The sequence below is a fragment of the Clostridium malenominatum genome (assembly GCF_039521365.1).
Taxonomy (GTDB): domain Bacteria; phylum Bacillota; class Clostridia; order Clostridiales; family Clostridiaceae; genus Clostridium_AW; species Clostridium_AW malenominatum.
Map to the genome: position 1 here is coordinate 1,751,259 of NZ_BAAACF010000001.1, position 22,247 is coordinate 1,773,505.

Consider the following 22,247-nt stretch of genomic DNA (forward strand, 5'->3'; position numbering starts at 1 on the left):
TTCCTCCTAAGCTAAAATATTTACATTTCTCAAATCTTCACTATTATTCTCCTGATCCATTTCTGAAATCTCTCCAATGGAAGCTATACTTCTACTTTTATGTTCTTTTCTATCTTCTCTAGGCTTATCTTGGTTGTTTTCTCCTTTAAAGAAAGTAGCATCTTCATATAAATTTAACGTGAAGTTTTGAATTTTAATTTGTGAGTTTTCTAATTTGTTATTTATTTCATTCAAATTTGCATTTATCAAATTATAAGCTTCTTTATTAGAAGCTGTAACGTTAGCCTTAATTTTGCCATCTTCCATTACTATGCTAATAACCATTTCTCCAAGTTCCTTGGGGTTTATTTTTACTGTTAAATTCTTCAAACTTCCGTTGTCCATGAATTTTACAGTTTTTACAATGTCATCTACCATAGTTTCTTTTTTGATTACAAGTTCTTCAACCTTAATATTTTCAGTAGAAACCTCTAGCTTATTTGTTGGTGACGCCATTAGGTTAATAGGTTTAAAAACAGTATCCTCTTCTTTATCCTTTACAAACTTAAAAAGAATTTTTTCTTCCTTTATTTCTGGATTATCCTGCTCTTTGGAGAAATAATTTTCGTTAAAAGATTTATTTATTTTAAGTTTTTGCATAGTGTTAATTCCCATGTCTTCCTTAAAAATAGCAGTTTTAGAGTTTTGGTCTTCATTAGTGTTTTTCTCATCCTTTAAACCCTTTACTAATGAATTAAAAATTTTACTAACTTCTACATCTTCTTTAGAATCTATAGGAACCATGGTCTCTATCTCTTCTTCTACTTTTTTAATTAATTTTTCAATAATAGGGTTGCTGTCTTTTAACGCTTCTTTCTCTGGTAAAACCTCTCCATTTAATATTCTATGTAATATTGAGTCTAGCTTTACAACCTCCTCCTTAGAAGTAAATAAATCTTTAGAATTAAGAGCTATCTCTTCGTGAGGTATATTTGCATTGTTCTGATTAAAAAAGAACTGTAATAACATTAAGGTGTCTTTAAAATCTAACTCTTCCACATTTATGTTTTCTAAATCTAGGTTTTCTAATGGATTTTTTTCTGTTTCACCATTTTTTGCATTAACCTCTTTACTTACTTTTTTGGTTTCTGTAAAGTTATTTAACACTTCGTTAAAATCTTTTTTTTCTTCTTTAGGAGCTTTGCTTGGGGAAGACGTTTGTGTTTTTGCAGCTAACTTATTTACAATCATATTTAAATTATCTATCACTTATTTCACCTCCTTTCAAGTTTCTAATAAATCCATAAAGTGCAAATTCATCATTTGCCCTTTGTTCCCTTGCTTCTTCTTCTTTTAAATAGTTTTTAAAACCTTTGTCCTTTAATATCTCTACAGTTTTTCTATCAACTTGGCTTTTTTTAAGCTCTTCCCTAGCTATTTCTACTTTATTTTGCTTTTTTTCTAAATCTAAAGTGGCAGTTTTAATAGAAATAGTTAAATTGCTTAAATATTGCTGTCTCATTTTTCTTTCCACAGTGGAACTTTCATTTTCTATTACATTATGCCTCTTGTAAGAATCTTTTAAGTCATGTAGCTTGAACTCCGCCTCAACCTTTTCTCTCTGGGTTTTTTGAAAAGCCATTTTACATTGCTCTTCTTTGCCCACTCTAATATCTAGTAGCTTTTGAAGCCTAAAATTATATCTTTTCATAAAAACTATCACCTTTTACTATGAATTAAACAAATTTATAAGAGAATAAACCGTATCTTTAAAGGTGCTTTGTTCATTTACACCTTGTTTTAAAAAAGAATTAATTCCATCAATGTACTCAATTGCTAAATCAATTTTTTTATTGCTTCCCTTAACATATGCTCCTATATTAATTAAATCCTCTGCCTCTTTATATGTAGCAATTAAATCTCTTGCAATTGATGCCACTTCCTTGTGTTCATCCTGTGCAATCTCTGACATAAGCCTGCTTATACTGCTTAAAACATCAATAGCTGGATAGTGATTTTTAGCAGCTAAAGCTCTAGATAAAACTATATGTCCATCTAAAATCCCTCTTACTGCATCTGAAATTGGTTCATTAAAATCATCCCCATCTACCAATACCGTATAAAAAGCTGTAATAGAACCTTTATCAGACATCCCCGCTCTTTCCATAAGCCTTGGAAGCATAGCAAATACAGAGGGAGTATATCCCTTAGTTGCCGGTGGCTCCCCAATGGCTAGCCCTACTTCTCTTTGAGCCATAGCAAATCTAGTTACAGAGTCCATCATAAGTATTACTTTTTTTCCTTCATCTCTAAAATACTCTGCAATTGCAGTAGCTGTAAAAGCTCCTTTAATCCTTACCAAAGCTGGTTTATCTGAGGTAGCGCATACTACTACGCTTTTTTTCATCCCTTCTGGGCCCAAATCCTTTTCAATGAAGTCTAAAACTTCTCTACCTCTTTCTCCAATTAAGCATATTACATTTACATCTGCTTCAGCATATTTTGCTATCATACCTAATGTTGTACTTTTCCCAACACCACTACCTGCAAATATACCTATTCTTTGGCCCTCTCCACAGGTTAAAAATCCATCAATAGCTCTTACCCCAGTAGAAATAACATCCTTAATTCTTCTTCTTTTCAAAGGATCTGGAGGTTCTTTATCCAATGGGTAAAAAACTCCTCCCTTTAATTCTTCCTCTGTTAAAGGGTTACCCATGCCATCTAGTATTTTCCCTAATAAATCATAGGAGCACCTAGCGCTTAAGGGTCTTCCTGTAGGAACTATTTTGCATCCTGGTGCAATACCAATTAGCTCTCCTAAGGGCATTAATATTACATTATCTTCTTTAAAGCCTACTACTTCACAGGTAATGGGAAAATTCCTCTCATTATATATGGTACATACCTCTCCTATAGACGCCTTGATTCCTTCTACCTCTATAGTTAAACCAATAACTTTTTTTACCAAACCCTCTCTATCATAAAAAGTGGCTTCATTTAATTTTTTTCTTATGGATTTAAAGTCTATCATCTCTTGTACCACCTTAACTAGACATTGAAAATTTCATCTAATTTTTCTATTATTGATTGAATATTTATATATATTTTCCCATTATCTTTTTCAATAGAAGCATTTCCTTCTTCCGTAGAAGAATCTTCTATAAGAAATATATCTCCTTTAAAAACATTATTATTTCTCCACAAGGAAATTTCATCTTCTATTTTATTTTTATGTAAACTGTTGCAACGTATAATTACTACTTTAGACTCCTTAACCTCATCTAATAGGTTGGAAATCATAGCATTTAGTCCATCTTCTTCTTTAAGTTCTTTCAAAAGTACTGAAAATGTGATTTCCTTTATTAATTTTCTTATTTCTTCTTTTTTATCTTCTAAATACATAACATATTCTTCTTTTGCAGATTTAATAATATTGGTAGAGGTTACTTGAGCATCATTAATTAACTGTTCTTTTTCTAAATTTGCTTTTTTTATATTTTCTTCATAAGCAACTTTATAAGCTTCAGCATAACCTTCTTTTTCTCCTTTTTCAAAGCCTTCTTTATAAGCTTTAGGATAAACTTCGCTTTCAATTTTTTCCGCTTCTCTATATGCCTCAGCTAAAATCTGATCCTTTTGCTTTCTTGCACCCTCTAACATTGCTTTAGCTAAGTTTTCATAGCTTTCTATGGCTTCTTTTGCATTAATTTCCCTTTGAGATTTTTCATAGTTGTTTCTGGGTGGTTCATAATCTATTGTTATCTCCTTTGAACCGTTACTTACGACGGTGGTATTTTTTAATACCTTACTACACAATGATTGCATCCTCCCCACCTCTAGATATTACTATTTCTCCAGCTTCATCAAGTCTTCTTATAACACTAACAATTTTTTGCTGAGCTTTTTCAACATCCATAAGCCTTACAGGTCCTAAGAACTCCATATCTTCTTTCAATGAAGCAGCAGCTCTTTTAGATTGATTCTTAAATATAACATTTGCTACCTCCTCTGAAGATCCCTTCAAAGCTAAGGCCAGTTCCTTTGTCTCTACTTCTCTTAATACTCTTTGAATTGAAACATCATCTAATGTAATAATATCTTCGAATACAAACATGGATGCCTTGATTTTTTCAGCCAGTTCTGCATTTTCTCTCTCTAAGGATTCTGTTATATTTCTCTCAGTAGCTCTATCCACTTGATTTAATATATCAACAATGGTAGGAACTCCTCCTATAGATTTCATTTCTGACCTAACCACTGAAGATAGCTTACCGTCTAAAACCTTTTCTATTTCCTTTATAACCATAGGCGACGTATTACTCATGGTCGCTATTCTATAAGCAACTTCTGCTTGTAGATCCTCGGGTAGTGCAGATAGTATTTGTCCTGCTTTATCCGATTGGAGATAGCATAATACTAGAGCAATTGTCTGAGGATGTTCACTAGAAATTATATTCAAAAGCTGATTCGCATCAGCCTTTCTAGCTATGGCAAAAGGTCTAAATTGCTGAGTAGCTTCTGTAACCTTTTCTAAAATTTCAAGAGCCCTTTGACCCCCTAAAGCTTTAGCTAGTAAGTCTCTTGCATATCCTATACCTCCCTCTGTTAGGTAATCTTTAGCCTTATTCATTTGAATAAATTCGTCAAGTATTCTTACCTTTTGGTCTGATTTTACAGAGGTAATATTAGCTATTTCATAAGTAATCTTTTGTATTTCTGCTTCAGGTAATTTTTTAATTATTGCTGAAGCAGCTTCAGGTCCCAGTGTAATAAACAAGATTGCAGCCTTCTGCACTCCCGATAATTTATCAAAATCTCCACTTCTCGCCATATGCTATCACCTCTCATCTTCTGCCAACCAAGCCTTAATAATTTCCGCAACTTGCTCTGGCTTCTCGGTAGCATATTTTCTAATTTCCTTTTCAACATGGGTCTTTTCATCTTCAGTATCTAGTTGAATTGGCTTAAATTTAGGTTTTTCGTCAATTGGAGTTTCATCATCTATTATCATGTTTATTCCACTCTCTACATCATCATCTTCTTTTCTCTTTCTTCTTAACATAACAAATGTAACTATTAATAATAAAATGATTCCTGTACCTATTCCAATATTAGTATATAACTTCATCTTCTTTGCTTTTTCTTCTTCTTTTGCCATTTCCTCTAAATCTTTATTTATACTCTCTAATCCTTTAGTATCGAAAGGTAATCCCTCCACACTAATTAAATCTCCCCTGTTTGCACTTAATCCAACAGCGGAAGAAACTGCATTTGTTACAGAATTTCTTGTGGCATTGTCTAAAGCTCCATCTAGTATTACAGAAACCGTTAATCTTTGTACAGATCCCGGCGCTTTAGCTTCTTTACTAATTTCCTTTGACACTTCATAGTTTTTTGTAACTTCTTCATGGGTGGTAGAAGTATTATTATCATTATCATCATTTCTATTACCCATATTGTCGTCTACTGGACTTCCACTATTTGGAGCCTGGTTATTTTGTGTAGTCTCTTTAACAGTGTGCTCACTAACTACTACATTATTAGGGTCAATTATAGTACTTTCCTTTTGTACTGCATCAAAATTCAAGTCTGCATTTATTTTTACTCTTACTCGATCTTTTCCATAAACAGCCTCTAACATGTTAATAACCTTATTTTCTAAGGTCTTTTCATAATTTCTTTCTAAGGCTTGTTGCTTTTCTGTGGCTCCTGCCATATCTAAGTTATCATCTTCAAATAAATCCTTACTTAAACTTCCTGTAGTATCGTTAACCTCCACATTTTCCTTTGGAAGATTTTTCACACTACCTGAAACCAAAGTTACAATAGCTTTAACTTGTTCCTTTGTGATTTTTTTATAAGGTTTCAATTTTAATGTTATTGAAGCCTTCGCTGGAGTCGTATCTTTTATAAAAGCACTATCTTCAGACATAACTAAATGAATTCTAACATTGTCAATTTCGGGAAAACTTTTAATAGTCCTCTCCAATTCTCCTTGTAGTGCTCTTTGATAGTTTATTTTCATTTCTGCATCAGTAGTTCCAAAATTACTTTTATCTAAAATTTCAAAACCTTGACTACCATTATTTATAGGCACTTCAGATAGTATTCCCATTCTTAAGTTGTCTACATTTTCTTTAGGTACTAATATTGCGTTACCTTCAACTTTGAAGTTTTCTTTATTTTCCTTTAACTTATTATAAACAGCTCCCATATCAGCGCTATCTAAATTTGAAAATAAAATAGCATATTTAGTGCTAGTCAAACTTATTCCTAAATAAATTATAGTGCCTAAAATTCCAGCAAAAATAACACCATAAGCTATCTTTTTTTTATTACTCCACTTGCTAAAGGTTTCTTTAAGTTTATTTATCCATTGGGATAGCTTGTTCATCAATAGCACTCCTTACTATAACTGCATTCTATTAAGCTCCTGATATGCCTCAACTATTTTATTTCTTACTTGAACCGCTAATTCTATAGACATTTTTGCTTCTTCAGCATTTATAGTTACTTCATGAATATCAATATCTTCACCTTTTATAAAAGCTTCGGTGGATTTTTCAGATTGAATTTGCTTATTATTTACATTATCTAACTGTTCTTTTAATAATCCTAAAAAATTATTTTCTTCTTTTTTAATATGTACGTTTTTTTCTTCAAACATCTTCATTCTTGGTATAAATTCATTTATTTTCATATTTCAAGCACCTACTTTCCAATTTCTAAAGCTTTCATGAACATAGATTTTTGTGAATTAATAGCATCAACATTTGCTTCATAAGCACGGGTTGCCACAATCATATCCGCCATTTCATTTAATATATTTACATTAGGCATTAATACGTATCCATCTTCTCCTGCGTCTGGGTGGGATGGCTCGTACACTCGCCTTAGTTCAGACTCATCTTCTATAATTCCAACAGCCTTAACTCCTAATAATTTCTCTTCATTTTTTCCTGTATTTTTGTTTATTTCATTAGTCAAGTTTTCTTGAAAAATAGCTACTTTTCTTCTATAAGGCATCCCATCTTTTCCTCTTGTAGTTGAGGCATTAGCTATATTAGAAGATATAGTATCCATTCTAAGTCTTTCTGAAGAAAGTCCACTAGCACTAATTCTCATGTTATTAAACACTTTTAACAAATTCTATACACCTCCAACTATCTACCATTAATTATATATCTTTTCATAGATAATCTATTATTTAGTCCATTAATCAGTGCGTTGTACATTAAAGTATTAGCCGCTTGATTAACTTTTTCCAAATCCACATTAACATTATTCCCATCTTGCCTCATACTAGAGGTTTCGTCCTTTTTAACTTCAATTTCATTCTTCGGAGAGTTCACATCTATATGGGATTCTCTAGTTCTTTTCATCTCCAAAGCTCCTGTTGCGTTCTTTAAATTTTCCTCAAATACCACATAGTTTCTTTTATAATTTGCAGTATTTACATTTGCTATATTGTTAGATATAATTTTTCCTCTTTCTGTAGAGGCATCTAAGGCTTTTTTGAAGAGATTATAATTATATCTATCTATAGACGTATTGTTAAAACTCATTATTATCACACTCCAATATACTATAAAATTAGATTTTTTTCTATAAGATTCAGTTTTATTACCAATTTCAACTATTATTTTCCTTAACTTATTACATTATATTATATTTTCCAATTAATTTCTATATTAACTTTAATATCTTTTTTATTTTAATTAAATTTTTTATTTTTCCCTAGCATTCATAGTCAATTATATGTATATTTCGCTTGATAATTACATTTTACATTAGCTAAAGCTACATAGTAAAGCTTATTTTGATTTTATTATGTAAAAAAAAGAAGATTGCCAATATTTATTGACAATCTTCTAATATAATTATCTACTTCTTACATTTTCTAATATTCTTAATACATCTTGAGGAAATTTATTGGATTGAGCCATCATGGCATTACCTGCTTCTATAAGCAAACCAGTTCTTGAAAACTCCATCATTTCTTCCGCCATATCTGCATCTCTTATTCTACTCTCTGAGCCTGTAACAGAGATTTCAAATTCACTTAAACTATCCAACTCGCCTTCAAAAAGATTAGTCATAGCTCCATACTTACTTCTTAAGTCTACTATATTGCTGGATACTTCATCTACTATGTTTAGAGCCTTATCTATAAAATCATTTGAATTTATATCCAAAGCATTTATATTACTTAAATTGCCATCTGGCGACAAATCCATTAACGGTATGTTTGCGGTATCCCCTACATTAGCATCCATTTGTGTCAACAAATGTCCATTAGAATTTAAAAGCTTAACACCATTAAATTCTGTGTTATTTACTACATCTTCATAGCCCTGAATCATCTGGTCTATTTCTCCTTTAATTTGGAGTTTATCATCTTCACTAGTGGCACCACCTGATTGTATAACCAGTTCCCTAATTCTTCCTGTAATGGAATTCAAAGAATTTAACGCTCCATCTGCAGTTTGAAGCATACTTACTCCATCTTGCAAATTTCTCTGAGCCATTTGCATACTTCTTATTTGTATTCTCATTCTCTCACTTTTAGCTATACCATTAGGGCTATCTCCAGCTTTTGTTATTTTTTCTCCTGAAGATATGCGTGATAATGCTTTGCTGTTTTTGGTAATATTTTTTTCGTACTCTCTATATATACTTAAAGAGGAAAGATTATGATTTAGTCTCATTCCATATCACTCCATTGAATATTTATTGTATATATTATCGTAACTATTAATCCTATCTTTAATACAAATATTATTAAATTACATTTTGAGGGTTTCCATCTATCCATTTTCTAATATTAGTTACTACTATTTCAGCCCTTCTTACCATAGCTTCCTTAGAAGCAAAACCTATATGCGGAGCTACTGTAGTATTAGGCGAGTGAAGCAATGGATAATCTAGAGGTAGCGGTGGTTCTATGTCAAAAACATCAATACCAGCTCCAACTATCTTCCCTTCCTTTAACGCCTCCGCTAAAGCCTTATTATCTACTATAGGACCTCTAGCAGTATTTATTAAAATTGAATTTTTCTTCATTAACTCTATTTTCTCTTTGCTTATCAAACCTTTAGTTTCCTGATTTAATGGAATATGTATAGAAACTATGTCACTTTGGGATAGAACTTCATCTAAAGACAGCTGAGAAATACCCATATCTTTTAGGAAAGGCTTCTGAGATCTATTATAAGCTATAACATTACACCCAAACACCTGGGCAATCTTAGCCACTTCAATTCCTATGGCACCTACACCAATTATCCCTAAGGTTTTACCACGAAGCTCGCTTTGAGAGTATCCTTCTTTAGTTTTCCCTTCTCTAGTAACTTTATCTAAGGGAACTATGTTTCTTAACAAAGATAAAATTAATCCAAAAGTTAACTCCGCCACTGCAGGAGTACTATATCCAGCAGCATTGCAAACTAAAACATCTCTCTCTCTACAAGCCTCTAAATCTACATGATCTACTCCAGTAAAGGCTACAGAAATCATCTTAAGTTTGCCCGCAGCTCTAATAACTTCTCCTTTTAAAGGCATGTTTGCAATTATTAGCACTTCAGCCTCCCTTACTCTCTCCTTTAAAACTTCTACATCATCCACTCTACTATAAAATATAACTTCGTTAGCTTGTCCTAAGTGATTTTGAATTAATAATTTTGCATCACTTTCAGCCACTCCTAATGATTCTAAAACAACTATCTTCATTTATAAATCCCCCTTTAAAAATTGTGGTACAAATTTTTTAGATTTTTAGTTTTCTAGTTTTTTAGATTCTTAGTTATGGAGAAAATTCCTCTGGAATTTTTATCATAGAAATTCTAGAAGAATTTCCACCTTAACTAGCTAACTATCAACTAAAACACTATAAAATTACTTCGTAATTTTATTAATTTGCTTCTTCAATAATTTTACTATGTTCCATAAAATTAATTTGTTCAGCTACTACTTGAGTCATATATCTTCTTTCACCATTCATATTTGTATAAGATCTTACGTTTATTCTTCCTAAAACACTTACCAATCTTCCTTTAGTTAAGTCAGGCACCATAGTTTCCACTGACTTTTTCCAGCAAGATATAGGTATAAAGTCCGCTTCTCTTTCACCTTTGCTGTTCACAAAAGGTCTTTGAACCGCTATGGTAAAATTTAGTAACGGGGTTCCTTCATCACCAACATGTTTTAATTCACAATCTTTAGTTAATCTACCAATTAATAAAACTTTATTCATATTTCCACCTCTGACCTATGTTTTTTTATAATTATAACCATTTATAACATTTATAATCAGAGGTTTTAAGATTTATTTATATTTATTAGATAAACTTACATATTTTGCTGCACTTTCAGTTAATTTTAGCTTTTCTTCATCAGTTAGCTCTCTAATAATCTTAACCGGAGAACCCATACATAATACTCCATCAGGTATTTTTTTTCCCTCAGGTATTAAACTTCCAGCACCAACTAAAGTTTGCTTTCCAATTACAGCATTATTTAATACAATGCTCCCCATACCTATTAAGGAACTATCCCCTATGGTACATCCATGCAATATTGCTCCATGACCTACTGTTACATCATCGCCTATAACCAATGGTGAGTTTCTTTCTACATGAAACACACAATTATCCTGTATATTAGTATTTTTCCCAATATTAATAGAATTCATATCCCCTCTAATAACAGCACCAAACCAAACATTTGCCATTTCTTCAATTTTCACATTTCCAATTATAGATACATTTTCTGCTATGTAACAACTACTATGTATGCTAGGAATTTTTCCATCATATTCTCTTATCATATACTTTCTCCTTTGTTGGATATAATCGTACATAAATAATTATATAACATAGATTTTTTATTTTCAAATATAGCATCTGAATTAAAATAACTATAACACTATGAGTATACCAAAGGAGCTGCCAAAGGGGATTTTGGCAACTCCTTAAATGGGGGTTAAAAAATAATATTAAATTGATGTGATTCATTAGGTATTTTAATTATTAACAAGTTTCCATATTTTATACATTGAATTTAAACTTTTCACTCTATAGGCTCCCCATTAAAATTTTCATACTTTGGAGGATTCTTCTCATCTCTTTTTCTTGCTCTATCCGGCGGTTTTACACCATCATTTTTGCCAGACTTTTGATGCTTATCTCCTCTATATGCTCTCATAAAAAATCTCCTTTCAAAATATATTTACTACTATATATTATTCTGTATTTTTCAATTCTTATTCTTGAACATTTATATCATATATTTATTACCTAGTTTTACAACAAAAAATATAAAAGGGATTTTGCTTTCACAAAATCCCATCACTAGCTAAATAACTAAAAATCTTAAAAATTAAATAACTAAAAACTAATTGGTTCTTATTTGACTTAAATAGTATCCACCAATAGTTTTCCAAGCTACATATATGGTAACCACTCTAACAGGTAACTCTATAGCATTTTTTATAACTCTAGGTCCTATTAATGCATACAAAGCCTTTCCTGTAGTCATAGAAATCCATAATGAATTTAAGCCTAGATTAACAAATATAACAACAATCGCTGTTGCTATAGCCATGTTAACTATATTCTTAGGTCTCTTATAGACAACTAGTCCATAAATAGCCCCTGATAAAGCTGTGCTTAGAGTAAATCCCGGAAAAAAAGCACCTTTAGGGAAAATAAGCATCCCTAAAATATCCGCTATGGCTCCAGCAGCACCTCCCCACAAAGGACCAAACATTATCCCTACCATGGCTAAAGGCAAAAATCCAAAGCTAATTCTTAGTATTGGGGTTTCAACAGCTAAAAATCTTGTAAGAACAACCTGCAATGCTATGAAAAAGCTAATAAATGTAAGTTTTTGAGTTTTTCCCATAACTCAACCTCCTCTCTTAGTTAGCAATATAAATTGCGGATAGAGAGTATACACCCAATGTTAGCGGAATGCGGTTATTACATCGCAAAACTCAATACTCTAAGTTTTTTCGTCTAGTGGCAACTTCCCGTCCAACTAGCACTTTACGCGCAACACCTACTCTAACCAGCAAATTATTGATTTAATTATATAACTTTTTCGACAATTTGACAATATATAAAAAAATAATTGTATAGTATGTCTTTAAAGTGATAGAATTAAAATATAATATCAATAACTAGGAGGTGAGTATATAATGGCAGAACTAATACTTACAGAGTCCGCCAAAAAACTAATTGAAGAAGAGCTAGAATACCTTAAAACAGTAAAAAGAGTGGAAATAAAGGCTGCTTTAAAAGAAGCTAGAGCCCAAGGAGATTTAAGCGAAAATGCTGATTACAGTGCAGCAAAAGATGATCAATCCTTAAATGAAACCAGAATATTGGAATTAGAGGGACAACTAAAGAACTGTATAGTTGTAGAAAGCTCCTCAGAAGAAAACGTATTTGATCTTAACAAAAAAGCTATCGTAAAATTTTATGATGTGGAAGAGGAAGAAGAGGTTACTTTGGTAAGTTCTGTGGAAGCAGATTTAAAAAATATGAAAGTAAGTGTAGACTCCCCCTTAGGAAAAGCCTTATACAAATTAGAGGTTGGAAAAAAGACCTCTGTCCAATCACCTGACGGTGCTTATGATATAGAAATTATTAAAATAATATAAAAAGTAGTCCAATTTTTGGACTACTTTTTATATTATCCTCTTATCAAAGGATTCTGAGCTTACGTACATTTCAAACAATGCCATTGCATCTTGAGGGCTTATTTTGCCGTCTGAAAGCTTTCTATGCAAAATGTATAAACTAGCATTCATTTCAGGGTCAGTAAACTTAGTTTCCCTCATTTTTTGCTCTATTTTCTCCACTAATGTCATTGTATTATCTTCAAGTATTTCTTCTATTATGTCTAAGAGTTCTTCTGCCTCTTTTAAAACCTGCTTGTCATTAGCCAGTACTTTTATAGCATTAGCTCTAGACTGTATTTTTAAAATAATTTCTTCACTAACTATTAACTTATCCCTCATGGTACACCTCCAAAGCACTATATTTATATTATATCATAAAATGGTATTTAATCCCTAGTTTTTTTATTAGAAACTGCTCCTAGCCCCTCTAATTGTATTCTAAAGTTATTTCTAAAATTCTGTAGATATTTTTCTCTCAATTCCTTTTGCTCTATTTTCTCTTCTGCTGTAAGTCCTTCGTTTTGACTTTTTTTATATAAAAAATTTATTCTCTCTAGCAATGCATTTATATCCATAATCATCCTCCAATTAAATATCTTATTTTTTTAAATCCGTTAATAATTTTTTTACATTGTGAAGATCTAAAGGCTTACTGAAGTAGTAACCTTGAATCCTATCACACCTCATATCTTCAAGTAAAGTTACCTGTTCTTCTTCTTCCACCCCTTCAGCAATTACTTCCATGTTAATTTTATGAGCAAGTTTTATTATACCATGGGTAATATCCTTGTCGGAGTTATTCTTGCTTATATTATCTATAAAAGACTTATCAATTTTCAATGTGCTTATAGGTAGGTTTTTTAAATAATTAAAGGAGGAGTACCCTATACCAAAATCATCCAAAGCAACTTTTATATTTAAATCTCTAAATTCTTTTAATACTTTAATATTATTTTCTAAAGATTCCATTAATATAGATTCTGTTATTTCAAACTCCAAATACTTAGGATCCACACCGGTTTCCCTTATTATCCTTTTAACTCTATCACTAAATCCTCTATTTTGAATTTGAACTGAGGATAAGTTTATAGCCACTCTGCTTATGTTATGGCCATTATTCACCCATTCTACTATTTGCTTGCAAACCTTGCTTATAATCCAATCACCTATAGAAATTATAAGGCCCGTCTCCTCTAATACCGGAATAAATTCCACTGGAGATACAGGACCAAATTCATTGCTTTTCCACCTTAAAAGAGCTTCAAACCCTACAATATCCCTATTCTTTACATCCACTTGAGGTTGATAATGTATATCTAACTCTCCTTTTTTTATAGCATTTCTTAACCCTTTTTCCATCTCAACTCTTTTTTCAATTTCACCCTTCATTTCTTGAGTGAAGAAGGAATAATTATTTTTACCTATCTTCTTAGCCCTATACATAGCTACATCAGCATATTTAAGTAAGGTGTCTACATCTGTAGAATTATCAGGGAAAACACTTATTCCCATACTTACAGAAACATTAACGCACTTAGAATCAATAAGTAACGTCTTATTTAACCTTTTAATTACATTCTCACAAAACTCAACTGCTTCTTTATACTCAGAGTCCATTGGAAGAAAAATAACAAACTCATCTCCACCAACTCTTCCAATTTGTTCTTTGCTTCCTAAGTAATTAATTAGGATCTCAGAAACCTTCTTTAGTAATCCATCACCACAATTATGACCAAGAGTATCATTTATTCTTTTAAAATTATCCAAATCTAAAAATATTACACCTATTTTTCTATCTGAATTTATGTATTCCACATTCTCCATGGCTTTTTTTAAATTTTCATTAAAAATATTTCTATTAGGCAAGTCTGTTAAATAGTCATAGGAAGCCATGTGCCTCATTTTTTCTTCCGCTAATTGAAGTTCGTTGTATTGTTCTCTTAAGGCTGCTTCTGTAGCTGCTAATTCTTCATATACAGCAGAAAGTTCTTCATAGCTCTTTTGTAGTTTTTCTTCCATTAATTTGTTTTTTGTTATATCCCTTGAAATAGAAGAAGTTCCTATTCTTCTACCTGCTTCATCCATGACTGGAGACACAGTTACTGAAATGTTTATTTTTTCTCCGTCTTTTCTTAGCCTAGTAGTTTCTATGCACTCTATACATACATCATCTAATTCCTCTTGTATAAACCTAGGAAGTTCATATAATTTTTCCTCTGGAAATAAAATAGACACATTTTTACCAACTACTTCCTCTGCTGTATATCCAAAAATATTTTCCGCACCCTTATTCCAACTTAATATATTTCCAAGTAAATCTTTGCTAACAATAGCATCCTCTGCATACTTTATAATTGCTGCTAATTTTCTATTATCATCTTTCAATTTAGTTAATTTTTCTATGGTTTCATTTTTATTACGTATTATTGATTGAAGGTTTATTATAATTATTAAAAATACACTTACTACTAAAATCATTGCCATAGCCTGTTCAAACATCACATTCCTCCATTCTACACTATACATTATACATATTTATTGTTTTAACCACAATATACTACGATATTTTTATATAATTCTTAATAATGTCGCCTTTTTAAAATTGTATAATCCTTGAATTTATGGTACAATCTCTTTGTGGATTAAAATAGTATATTTACGTAAGGAGAATCAGTTATGGTTTTAGAACATATTATGGGATCATCTATTACTCTTGTAATTCATCTACTGGAAGCTATGGGAACCTTTATAATAATATTTGGTGCCGGAAAAGCTTTTTTTAATTACCTAAAAGCTGCAACAAAGGCTGAAGAAAAATTAATCAATCCTTCAATTAAAATTGATTTAGCAAATGCTCTAGCCTTAGCTTTGGAATTTAAGTTAGGTGGAGAAATTTTAAAAACAGTTATAGTAAGAACCTTAGATGAAATGTATATTTTAGCTTCTATAGTGGCATTAAGAGCCATCTTAACCTTTGTTATTCATTGGGAAATAAAATCCGAAACCAAAGAACATGCTGCCCTTGAAAAAATTGCAAAACAAATGGACTAGCTTTAAAAGCTAGTCCATATTTATTCACACCCCAAGGAGGGCCTTAGGGGCGTTACACAGTACTTATATTGCACTCACTAGTGCTAATTTCCTTCAACACATTTACCATTTTTACATTTCTTGGTACTAAAATTGTATATATACTAGAAGAATGAGCTTCAATTTCTTCCTCTTCAATTAAATATTCTATATTTTTAATTTTTATATTATTTTCAGCGAAATATTTTTCTAACTCTTCTTCCATTCCATTTTCATTTAAACAATCAATTCTAACTTTAAAAACATTGAACTTTTCGATAAACTTATTTTCAAATTTTTTTAGTGAAACCAAAGTAATAACTACACTTAAAGCAGCAAGAAGACTTAAATAATAATACCCCCATCCTACCGCAAGTCCAATACAAGCAACCACCCATAAACTGGCTGCCGTAGTTAATCCTTTAACGGAACCTCTTTCATGAATAATTGTGCCGGCACCTAAAAACCCTACTCCACTAATCACTTGAGCTCCCATTCTCCCCACATCCCCCTTAAATACAGCAACTAGTTCACGATTAACATTCATTTGTTGTATCATTTCATTCATGGAGGTAACTTGTATCATAGAAACTATAGTAGCCCCTACACAAACAAGTATATGAGTTCTAAATCCTGCTGGTCTATTATTAAACTTTCTCTCATATCCTATTGCGCCACCGATTACTATAGCCATAAATAGCCTAAAAACTATGTGCCGTATTTCCACACTCTTCGCCCCCTTTTAAAGAATATAATATTAATTTTCTAGGCTTAAATCCGCCTTTTCTTCCCCTCTTTTTTGTAACTTCTCCATAATATAAGGAGAAAATAGTGAAAACAAACTTAACCCAATAAGAACCCAGGTTATAGTACCTGTAAATAAACTTCCAATGTCACCATGTTTCATAATCAAAGTCCTTCTAAGTCCAGTTTCACCAATGGGCCCTAAAATTAAGGCAAGTACTATAGCCGCGGGATTCATTTCAAATTTCACTACAAAATAACCAATTATTCCAAAGACAAACATCACAAAAACATCTTGCACACTATTGCTTATAGCATAAGATCCAACTACACTTAAAGCAAATATTATGGGAATTAAAATTCTATCGGAAACCTTTGATATTTTAGCAAAAAGCATGCAACCATATAGGCCCTCAATAAGCATGAAAATATTAACTATTACAAATCCTGCAAATAGAGTATATGTAATATGTGCATTGGTAGTAAATAAATCTGGACCTGGTTGTAAGCCTTGAATAAGTAGTCCTCCAAGCATAACAGCAGTAACACTTTCTCCTGGTATTCCAAGGGTTAATGTTGGAATTAAGGAACCTCCCGTAACTGCGTTGTTAGCAGCTTCCGATGCGGCAACAGCTTCAATAGACCCTTTTCCAAATAGTTCTTTTTTCTTTGAAAATCTCTTTGCTTCATTGTATCCCATAAAGGCTGCAATACTAGCTCCTGCTCCTGGAAGTATTCCAACTATATTTCCTATTACCGTTGAACGAAGACAAGTAGGAAGAATCTCCTTTAATTCCTCTTTACTTAGCATTATTTTATCATCAACTTTCACCATTTCTCCAACTTCTCTTATTTTATTTTCAGCTAAAATTAAAACCTGAGACATGGAAAATAATCCGATTAAAGCCGCAGTAAATGGAACTCCTGAAAGAAGGGCTGGTTGTCCAAATGTAAATCTAGGTCTTCCTAGCATAGGATCCATGCCTATTGTAGAAAGAAGTAATCCTAATGCCCCTGATAGTAACCCTTTAATCATAGATTTACTGCTAACTCCTGCTATAATAGTAAGTCCAAAAATTGAAAGCCAAAAATATTCTATTGGACCAAATCTTAAAGCAAGTTTTGCAAGTACTGGAGAAAATAAGTATAGTGATATAGCACTTAATATTCCTCCGATAAAAGATGCAATTGTGGCTGTAGCCAGTGCCTTACCAGCCTTCCCTTGCTTAGTCAATTCATAACCATCAATAGCAGTAGCCGCAGCTGCTGGTGTTCCTGGAGTACGAATTAATATTGCTGTAATAGAGCCCCCAAATATAGCTCCACAATAAACTCCTACCAAAGTAATTAAAGCTGTATCCTTTGGCATTCCAAAAGTAATCGGTATAAGTAATGCTACTCCCATGGCAGCAGAAAGCCCCGGTAATGCTCCAATTAATATTCCAACTCCTACACTAAGTATAGAAGCTATTAAATTAATAAAAGTAAGTGCCCGGGCAAATCCCATTAAAACTTCATTCATAATCTTCACCTCTCCTTATTAAACTAAAAATCCTTTGGGTAGCGGAACTTTAAGCAAGTATACAAATACTAGATATATGAATGCGGAAAAGCCTAGAGTAATTAACATAGATTTACTCCTCTTAACCTTAAGTGCAACTAAACAAAACACAATATATATCATTGTACTAGTAAAATAACCCAATACATCCATAAGAATTACGTAGGCAGCAGCCGATGAGAATACAATAGTAAATTGCTTCTTTTGAAAATCTTTAAACAAAGGTTCTGACTTACCACTTTCTTTCTTAGCTCTTATATTTGTATCTATTAAAAAAACTATTATTAAAAAAGTAAGTAGTCCTAATATAAATAATGGATAAGTTCTAGCCTTGTCTGGCAGCCTTAGGGTCAAAATAAAAAACACTACGGTTATGGCTGATAATATACCTGCTAAAATATAATTATCTCGTTTCATAAATGTCCTCCTTATTTATAATTTAAATGGAGGTTAAACCTCCATTTATCTAGTTCAAGTTAAGCTGTGGAACTATTTCTTTTATGTATTTTTCATCCTCATCAATATATTTCTTAAATTCTTCTGGACTCATATATTTTAATGGCATATCAGATTTTTCACATTTATCGATTAAGTCTGGTGACTCCATGGACTCTTTAAATACATCGTGAAGTTTTTTAACTATTTCATCTGGTGTTCCTTTCGGAGCAACAACCCCTCTTGCTGAACCAAATAGTACATTATATCCCTTTTCCTTTAAAGTTGGTATCTCTGGGAAGCTCTTTAACCTTTCTTCAGTAAACATAGCTAGGATTTTAAGTTCTCCTGATTTTACCAGATGAGAAACTTCACTTATTTTTGCAACACAAGCCATAACGTGGTTTCCTCTTAAGGCAGCAAGCATGTCCGCACTTCCTCCAAAGGGAACGTGAGTAACTTTAATATCCGCTTCCTTAGCAAAGTGAGCTGCACCAATATGATTGGATGCTCCTGTACCGTTGTTTGATACTGTAACTACATCTGGGTTCTCTTTAGCATATTTTACAAACTCTTCAAGAGTACTTAATTTACTATCATTTTTTACAACCAATACTCCTGAGTCATATACAAAGTTTATTACTGGAACCACATCATCCTTTGCATAAGAAGTTTTTCTATCTATTGGTAAACTTACAAAAGTAGGTAAATTAATAAACCCAATAGTATATCCGTCTGGTTTAGCCTTAGCAAGTTCTGTATATCCTATTTCTCCATCTGCTCCTGGTTTGTTTACTATGATTATAGGTTTTCCTAATTTCTTCTCTGCTTCTGCCGCAAGAATTCTCGCTCCTACATCTGTACCTCCTCCTGCCTTAAAAGCAACAATTAAGTCGATATTCTTATTTGGAAAACCATCTGCTGGATTTGTTTTATTTGAACTTGTTTGAGATGAACAACCAGCAAGTGCGGCAGTAGATATTACCGCTCCTAAAAGTAAAGTCAACAGTTTTTTTGATAGCTTCATACTAGAATCCCCCTTAATATTTTTAATATTATACATGTAAAATTAACTTTCTTAACATAATATTAACACAACATTAATATTTGGTCAATTATAAATATTCATAAAAATACAACCCTATTGCTAACAGCATAGGGTTGCTCTATATTCTTATATTGCATTTTGTGGAAGCTTTATAATAAATTCACTACCTTTTCCTAATACACTTTTCACTTTAATATCTCCACCAAAAGAGATTACAATGTGTTTTACCAAGGAAAGTCCAAGACCTGTTCCCCCTTCCTTCCTTCCTCTACCTTTTTCGACTCTATAAAATCTTTCAAAAATTCTCGGTATATCCATAGAAGGAATACCTTTACCGCTATCTTTTATAGATATAATTATATTATGATACTTTTCAAAAGCGTTAATTTGTATACTTCCGCCTTGCACATTATATTTAATAGAGTTATCTATTAAATTTATCATCATTTGCTTTAGCAAAGTTTTGTCCTTAACATACATAATTACATCTTTTTCAATATTAGTATTCCAGTTTATATTTTTACTTTTTATCATATCCCCAAACATAAAGTATATTTCACTAATCATGGAGCTAATATTAACAAATTCTTTTAGCTTATATTCTTCATCTTCATTTATCTCATCTTTATGTTCTATTCTAGAAATTAATAATAACTCATCTACTAGCTTTATAAGTCTTTTAGTTTCAGAATCTATAATACCTAAAAATCTATTATTTGTATCTAAATTTTCTACGTCATCCATTCTTAAAGTTTCTACAAATCCATTTATAATAGTTAAAGGAGTTTTAAGTTCATGAGATACATTAGAGACAAAATCTTTTCTTAAGTTTTCTAGTTTCTTAAGCTCCGTAATATCCTCCATAAGTAGCACTACGCCAATTGGTGTAGAATTATCTTCCTCTTTAATCAAACTAGATAAAATTCTTAAAGTTGTTGGCTTTTCATTATAAATAACAACTTCACACTTTTCACTCTTTCCTCTTGAAAAAGTATCCCTAACAATTTTTATTATATTATTGTTAAAAATAACTCTGTTTAACTGTAATCCCAATACTTCCTTATCCTTTAGATTAAACATCCTTTTCCCTAATGGATTCATAAGCATAATGTTGAAATCCTTATCAATAGCTAGTACACCTTCGGACATACTTTTTAAAATAGAGTGCATTTTTAAATTATTATTTTCCACCTCTTCTACCATGTCTTTAACTTTACAACTCATGAAATTAAAATTATTTGCCAGCTCTTCAATTTCATCTCCTGTGGATACCTTAACTTTTTTTCCAAAGTGTCCAAAGGCTATGGCACTGGTAGCTAAGGTAAGTTGCTTAATTGGTTCAGTAATGCTATTTGTATAGCTAAAACCAATAAAAGAGGCTATAGCTATACTTATGACAATAGAGAAAAGTATACTCATAGAAATTATCTTATAAATATCATTGACCTCATCTAAACCCATAGCAACTCTAGTTATAATTTTTCTTCTCCCAAATTGAAACATAGGAGCCGCCACATAGAGCATTTGCTTATTTATTTCATTACTATATCTTTTCTTGGAGCCAACCTCTCCACTGATTGCTTGTATTACTTCTGGTCTAGTATATTTATTAGAAAAAATAATGCTATTATTATATGAATCTGCTAGAACTTCACCATATTCATCTAAAAAGGTAACTCTCACATTTAGTTCTTTAGCATAATTTTGACTTAATTTATGAAAAATAATATTTTCTTTTTTCTCATGCTTTAATAAAATAGATTGATTTATTAGATCCGACTTTATAGTTAAATTATCTATTATCTTTTTTTCATAAAAATTATGCACTAAAGTTAAGGATAAAAATCCAGTAGTTAAAATCCCTACTAATATTAGAATTAAATAAGTTGAAAAAAGCTTTTTTTTCATATATTCACCTTCCTACTTAATCTTGTATCCTAACCCTCTTACCGTTTCTATATAAACTGGATATTTATCATTATCTTCTATCTTTTGTCTTAGCTTTCTTATGTGAACATCCAAAACCCTTGATTCAGGCATAGCTTCTCCTGGCCATACTTCACCAATTAATACTTCTCTAGTTAAAAGATTGCCTCTACTTTCAGCCAATACGCTTAAAAGTTTGAATTCAGTAAGAGTTAAATCTAGAACCACTCCATTTTTCTTAACTTCATGCTTTTTAGGGTCTATTTCTATATCTCCAATGACTATAACTCCAAGCTCTCTCTCTTCACCATCATCCTTCTCAACTCTTCTTAACACAGCTTTTATTCTAGCAACTAGTTCTCTTACGCCAAAGGGTTTCGTTACAAAATCATCTGCACCAAGTTCAAGGCCAATAACTTTATCTGCTTCCTCTCTTTTTACCGTAAGCATAATAATAGGAATATCTTTAGTGATTTTATTATTTCTTATTCTTTTACAAACCTCGTATCCATCAATACCAGGCATCATAACATCTAAGATTATAATATTAGGTTTTTCAGCTTCCGCAAGCTTAATTCCCTCTTCACCGTTATATCCATATATTACATCAAATCCATTTTGTTCCATATTATACTTTATAAGTTCCACAATATATTCTTCGTCGTCAATTAATAGAATTTTTTTCTTGCACATAAAATTTTCCTTTCTAATTTCATGAAATATGTATAAAATTAGTATATCAGAAGGAAGGTGGAAGTCAATTAGAGAGAAGTAAAAAAGCCAGAGCTTTCACTCTGACT

Annotated in this window: 26 protein-coding genes and 1 riboswitch; of the genes, 2 read left to right on the forward strand and 24 right to left on the reverse strand. The window is 31.7% G+C overall.

Annotated elements, in window-relative coordinates; translation table 11 throughout:
- Positions 1-6: 6 nt before the first annotated feature.
- The 15 genes from ABDZ69_RS08960 to ABDZ69_RS09030 all read right to left on the reverse strand — a co-directional run bounded on the left by ABDZ69_RS08960 (position 7) and on the right by ABDZ69_RS09030 (position 11,883).
- Positions 7-1,248 carry a flagellar hook-length control protein FliK gene (locus tag ABDZ69_RS08960; protein WP_343768916.1) on the reverse strand — a complete coding sequence of 414 codons (1,242 nt, stop codon included), beginning with the start codon at positions 1,246-1,248 and terminating at the stop codon, positions 7-9.
- Positions 1,238-1,690, reverse strand: coding sequence for a flagellar export protein FliJ (gene fliJ / locus ABDZ69_RS08965; protein ID WP_343768918.1), 453 nt, complete (start codon positions 1,688-1,690; stop codon positions 1,238-1,240). The genes ABDZ69_RS08960 and fliJ overlap by 11 nt, the downstream gene beginning before the upstream one ends.
- An 18-nt stretch (positions 1,691-1,708) precedes the next feature.
- The gene (gene fliI, locus ABDZ69_RS08970; protein ID WP_343768920.1) at positions 1,709-3,013 is read right to left on the reverse strand and encodes a flagellar protein export ATPase FliI; all 1,305 of its coding nucleotides are present in this window, start codon (positions 3,011-3,013) and stop codon (positions 1,709-1,711) included.
- 17 nt (positions 3,014-3,030) lie between these two features.
- Positions 3,031-3,798 (reverse strand): hypothetical protein, encoded by a 768-nt coding sequence (locus ABDZ69_RS08975; RefSeq protein WP_343768922.1) that lies wholly within the window; start codon positions 3,796-3,798, stop codon positions 3,031-3,033.
- Positions 3,791-4,813, reverse strand: coding sequence for a flagellar motor switch protein FliG (gene fliG, locus ABDZ69_RS08980; RefSeq protein ID WP_343768924.1), 1,023 nt, complete (start codon positions 4,811-4,813; stop codon positions 3,791-3,793). The genes ABDZ69_RS08975 and fliG overlap by 8 nt, the downstream gene beginning before the upstream one ends.
- 6 nt (positions 4,814-4,819) lie before the next feature.
- Positions 4,820-6,376, reverse strand: a complete 1,557-nt coding sequence (gene fliF, locus ABDZ69_RS08985) for a flagellar basal-body MS-ring/collar protein FliF (RefSeq protein WP_343768925.1) — start codon at positions 6,374-6,376, stop codon at positions 4,820-4,822.
- A gap of 15 nt (positions 6,377-6,391) precedes the next feature.
- Positions 6,392-6,649, reverse strand: coding sequence for a flagellar hook-basal body complex protein FliE (gene fliE, locus ABDZ69_RS08990; protein ID WP_425544647.1), 258 nt, complete (start codon positions 6,647-6,649; stop codon positions 6,392-6,394).
- A gap of 44 nt (positions 6,650-6,693) precedes the next feature.
- The gene (gene flgC / locus ABDZ69_RS08995) at positions 6,694-7,107 is read right to left on the reverse strand and encodes a flagellar basal body rod protein FlgC (RefSeq protein WP_425544648.1); all 414 of its coding nucleotides are present in this window, start codon (positions 7,105-7,107) and stop codon (positions 6,694-6,696) included.
- A 38-nt stretch (positions 7,108-7,145) separates the two neighbouring features.
- A complete protein-coding gene (flgB, locus tag ABDZ69_RS09000; RefSeq protein ID WP_343768931.1) occupies positions 7,146-7,547 on the reverse strand; it encodes a flagellar basal body rod protein FlgB in 402 nt (133 codons plus the stop codon).
- A 315-nt stretch (positions 7,548-7,862) separates the two neighbouring features.
- A complete protein-coding gene (locus ABDZ69_RS09005) occupies positions 7,863-8,690 on the reverse strand; it encodes a flagellin N-terminal helical domain-containing protein (RefSeq protein WP_343768933.1) in 828 nt (275 codons plus the stop codon).
- A gap of 73 nt (positions 8,691-8,763) precedes the next feature.
- Positions 8,764-9,711: an NAD(P)-dependent oxidoreductase gene (locus ABDZ69_RS09010; protein ID WP_343768935.1), complete on the reverse strand. Its 948-nt coding sequence runs from the start codon at positions 9,709-9,711 to the stop codon at positions 8,764-8,766.
- A gap of 181 nt (positions 9,712-9,892) precedes the next feature.
- Entirely contained in the window at positions 9,893-10,234 is a 342-nt protein-coding gene (locus ABDZ69_RS09015) for a single-stranded DNA-binding protein (RefSeq protein ID WP_343768936.1), read from the reverse strand.
- A gap of 72 nt (positions 10,235-10,306) precedes the next feature.
- Positions 10,307-10,807 (reverse strand): gamma carbonic anhydrase family protein, encoded by a 501-nt coding sequence (locus ABDZ69_RS09020; protein WP_343768938.1) that lies wholly within the window; start codon positions 10,805-10,807, stop codon positions 10,307-10,309.
- A 242-nt stretch (positions 10,808-11,049) separates the two neighbouring features.
- Complete coding sequence (locus tag ABDZ69_RS09025; RefSeq protein ID WP_343768940.1) at positions 11,050-11,184, reverse strand: hypothetical protein; 135 nt, start codon at positions 11,182-11,184, stop codon at positions 11,050-11,052.
- 189 nt (positions 11,185-11,373) lie between these two features.
- Positions 11,374-11,883: a folate family ECF transporter S component gene (locus tag ABDZ69_RS09030; protein WP_343768941.1), complete on the reverse strand. Its 510-nt coding sequence runs from the start codon at positions 11,881-11,883 to the stop codon at positions 11,374-11,376.
- Positions 11,884-11,942: 59 nt separating this feature from the next.
- Positions 11,943-12,049: riboswitch (THF riboswitch) on the reverse strand.
- A gap of 129 nt (positions 12,050-12,178) precedes the next feature.
- Here ABDZ69_RS09030 and greA point away from each other — a divergent pair.
- On the forward strand, positions 12,179-12,643 hold the full coding sequence (greA, locus tag ABDZ69_RS09035) for a transcription elongation factor GreA (RefSeq protein WP_343768943.1): 465 nt from the start codon (positions 12,179-12,181) through the stop codon (positions 12,641-12,643).
- A gap of 27 nt (positions 12,644-12,670) precedes the next feature.
- Here greA and ABDZ69_RS09040 read toward each other — a convergent pair whose 3' ends face one another.
- Genes ABDZ69_RS09040 through ABDZ69_RS09050 form a run of 3 tightly spaced genes read right to left on the reverse strand, consistent with a single transcriptional unit; the run spans position 12,671 to position 15,163 of the window.
- A complete protein-coding gene (locus ABDZ69_RS09040) occupies positions 12,671-13,003 on the reverse strand; it encodes a hypothetical protein (protein WP_343768944.1) in 333 nt (110 codons plus the stop codon).
- A gap of 47 nt (positions 13,004-13,050) precedes the next feature.
- Positions 13,051-13,239 (reverse strand): DUF896 domain-containing protein, encoded by a 189-nt coding sequence (locus ABDZ69_RS09045; RefSeq protein WP_343768946.1) that lies wholly within the window; start codon positions 13,237-13,239, stop codon positions 13,051-13,053.
- Between the two features lie 22 nt (positions 13,240-13,261).
- Positions 13,262-15,163 carry a sensor domain-containing protein gene (locus tag ABDZ69_RS09050; protein ID WP_343768948.1) on the reverse strand — a complete coding sequence of 634 codons (1,902 nt, stop codon included), beginning with the start codon at positions 15,161-15,163 and terminating at the stop codon, positions 13,262-13,264.
- Positions 15,164-15,340: 177 nt separating this feature from the next.
- On the opposite strand from ABDZ69_RS09050, the gene ABDZ69_RS09055 reads away from it, so the two are divergent.
- Positions 15,341-15,715: a DUF1622 domain-containing protein gene (locus ABDZ69_RS09055; RefSeq protein ID WP_343768950.1), complete on the forward strand. Its 375-nt coding sequence runs from the start codon at positions 15,341-15,343 to the stop codon at positions 15,713-15,715.
- Positions 15,716-15,767: 52 nt separating this feature from the next.
- Here the strand turns inward: ABDZ69_RS09055 and ABDZ69_RS09060 are convergent, their stop codons facing one another.
- The 6 genes from ABDZ69_RS09060 to ABDZ69_RS09085 all read right to left on the reverse strand — a co-directional run bounded on the left by ABDZ69_RS09060 (position 15,768) and on the right by ABDZ69_RS09085 (position 22,140).
- A complete protein-coding gene (locus ABDZ69_RS09060; RefSeq protein WP_343768951.1) occupies positions 15,768-16,460 on the reverse strand; it encodes an MgtC/SapB family protein in 693 nt (230 codons plus the stop codon).
- Positions 16,461-16,490: 30 nt separating this feature from the next.
- Positions 16,491-17,999, reverse strand: coding sequence for a tripartite tricarboxylate transporter permease (locus ABDZ69_RS09065; protein ID WP_343768953.1), 1,509 nt, complete (start codon positions 17,997-17,999; stop codon positions 16,491-16,493).
- 18 nt (positions 18,000-18,017) lie between these two features.
- Entirely contained in the window at positions 18,018-18,455 is a 438-nt protein-coding gene (locus ABDZ69_RS09070) for a tripartite tricarboxylate transporter TctB family protein (protein WP_343768955.1), read from the reverse strand.
- Positions 18,456-18,504: 49 nt separating this feature from the next.
- Complete coding sequence (locus ABDZ69_RS09075; protein ID WP_343768956.1) at positions 18,505-19,500, reverse strand: tripartite tricarboxylate transporter substrate binding protein; 996 nt, start codon at positions 19,498-19,500, stop codon at positions 18,505-18,507.
- A gap of 147 nt (positions 19,501-19,647) precedes the next feature.
- On the reverse strand, positions 19,648-21,429 hold the full coding sequence (locus tag ABDZ69_RS09080) for a HAMP domain-containing sensor histidine kinase (RefSeq protein WP_343768957.1): 1,782 nt from the start codon (positions 21,427-21,429) through the stop codon (positions 19,648-19,650).
- A gap of 12 nt (positions 21,430-21,441) precedes the next feature.
- Positions 21,442-22,140 carry a response regulator gene (locus tag ABDZ69_RS09085; RefSeq protein ID WP_343768958.1) on the reverse strand — a complete coding sequence of 233 codons (699 nt, stop codon included), beginning with the start codon at positions 22,138-22,140 and terminating at the stop codon, positions 21,442-21,444.
- Positions 22,141-22,247 lie beyond the last annotated feature (107 nt).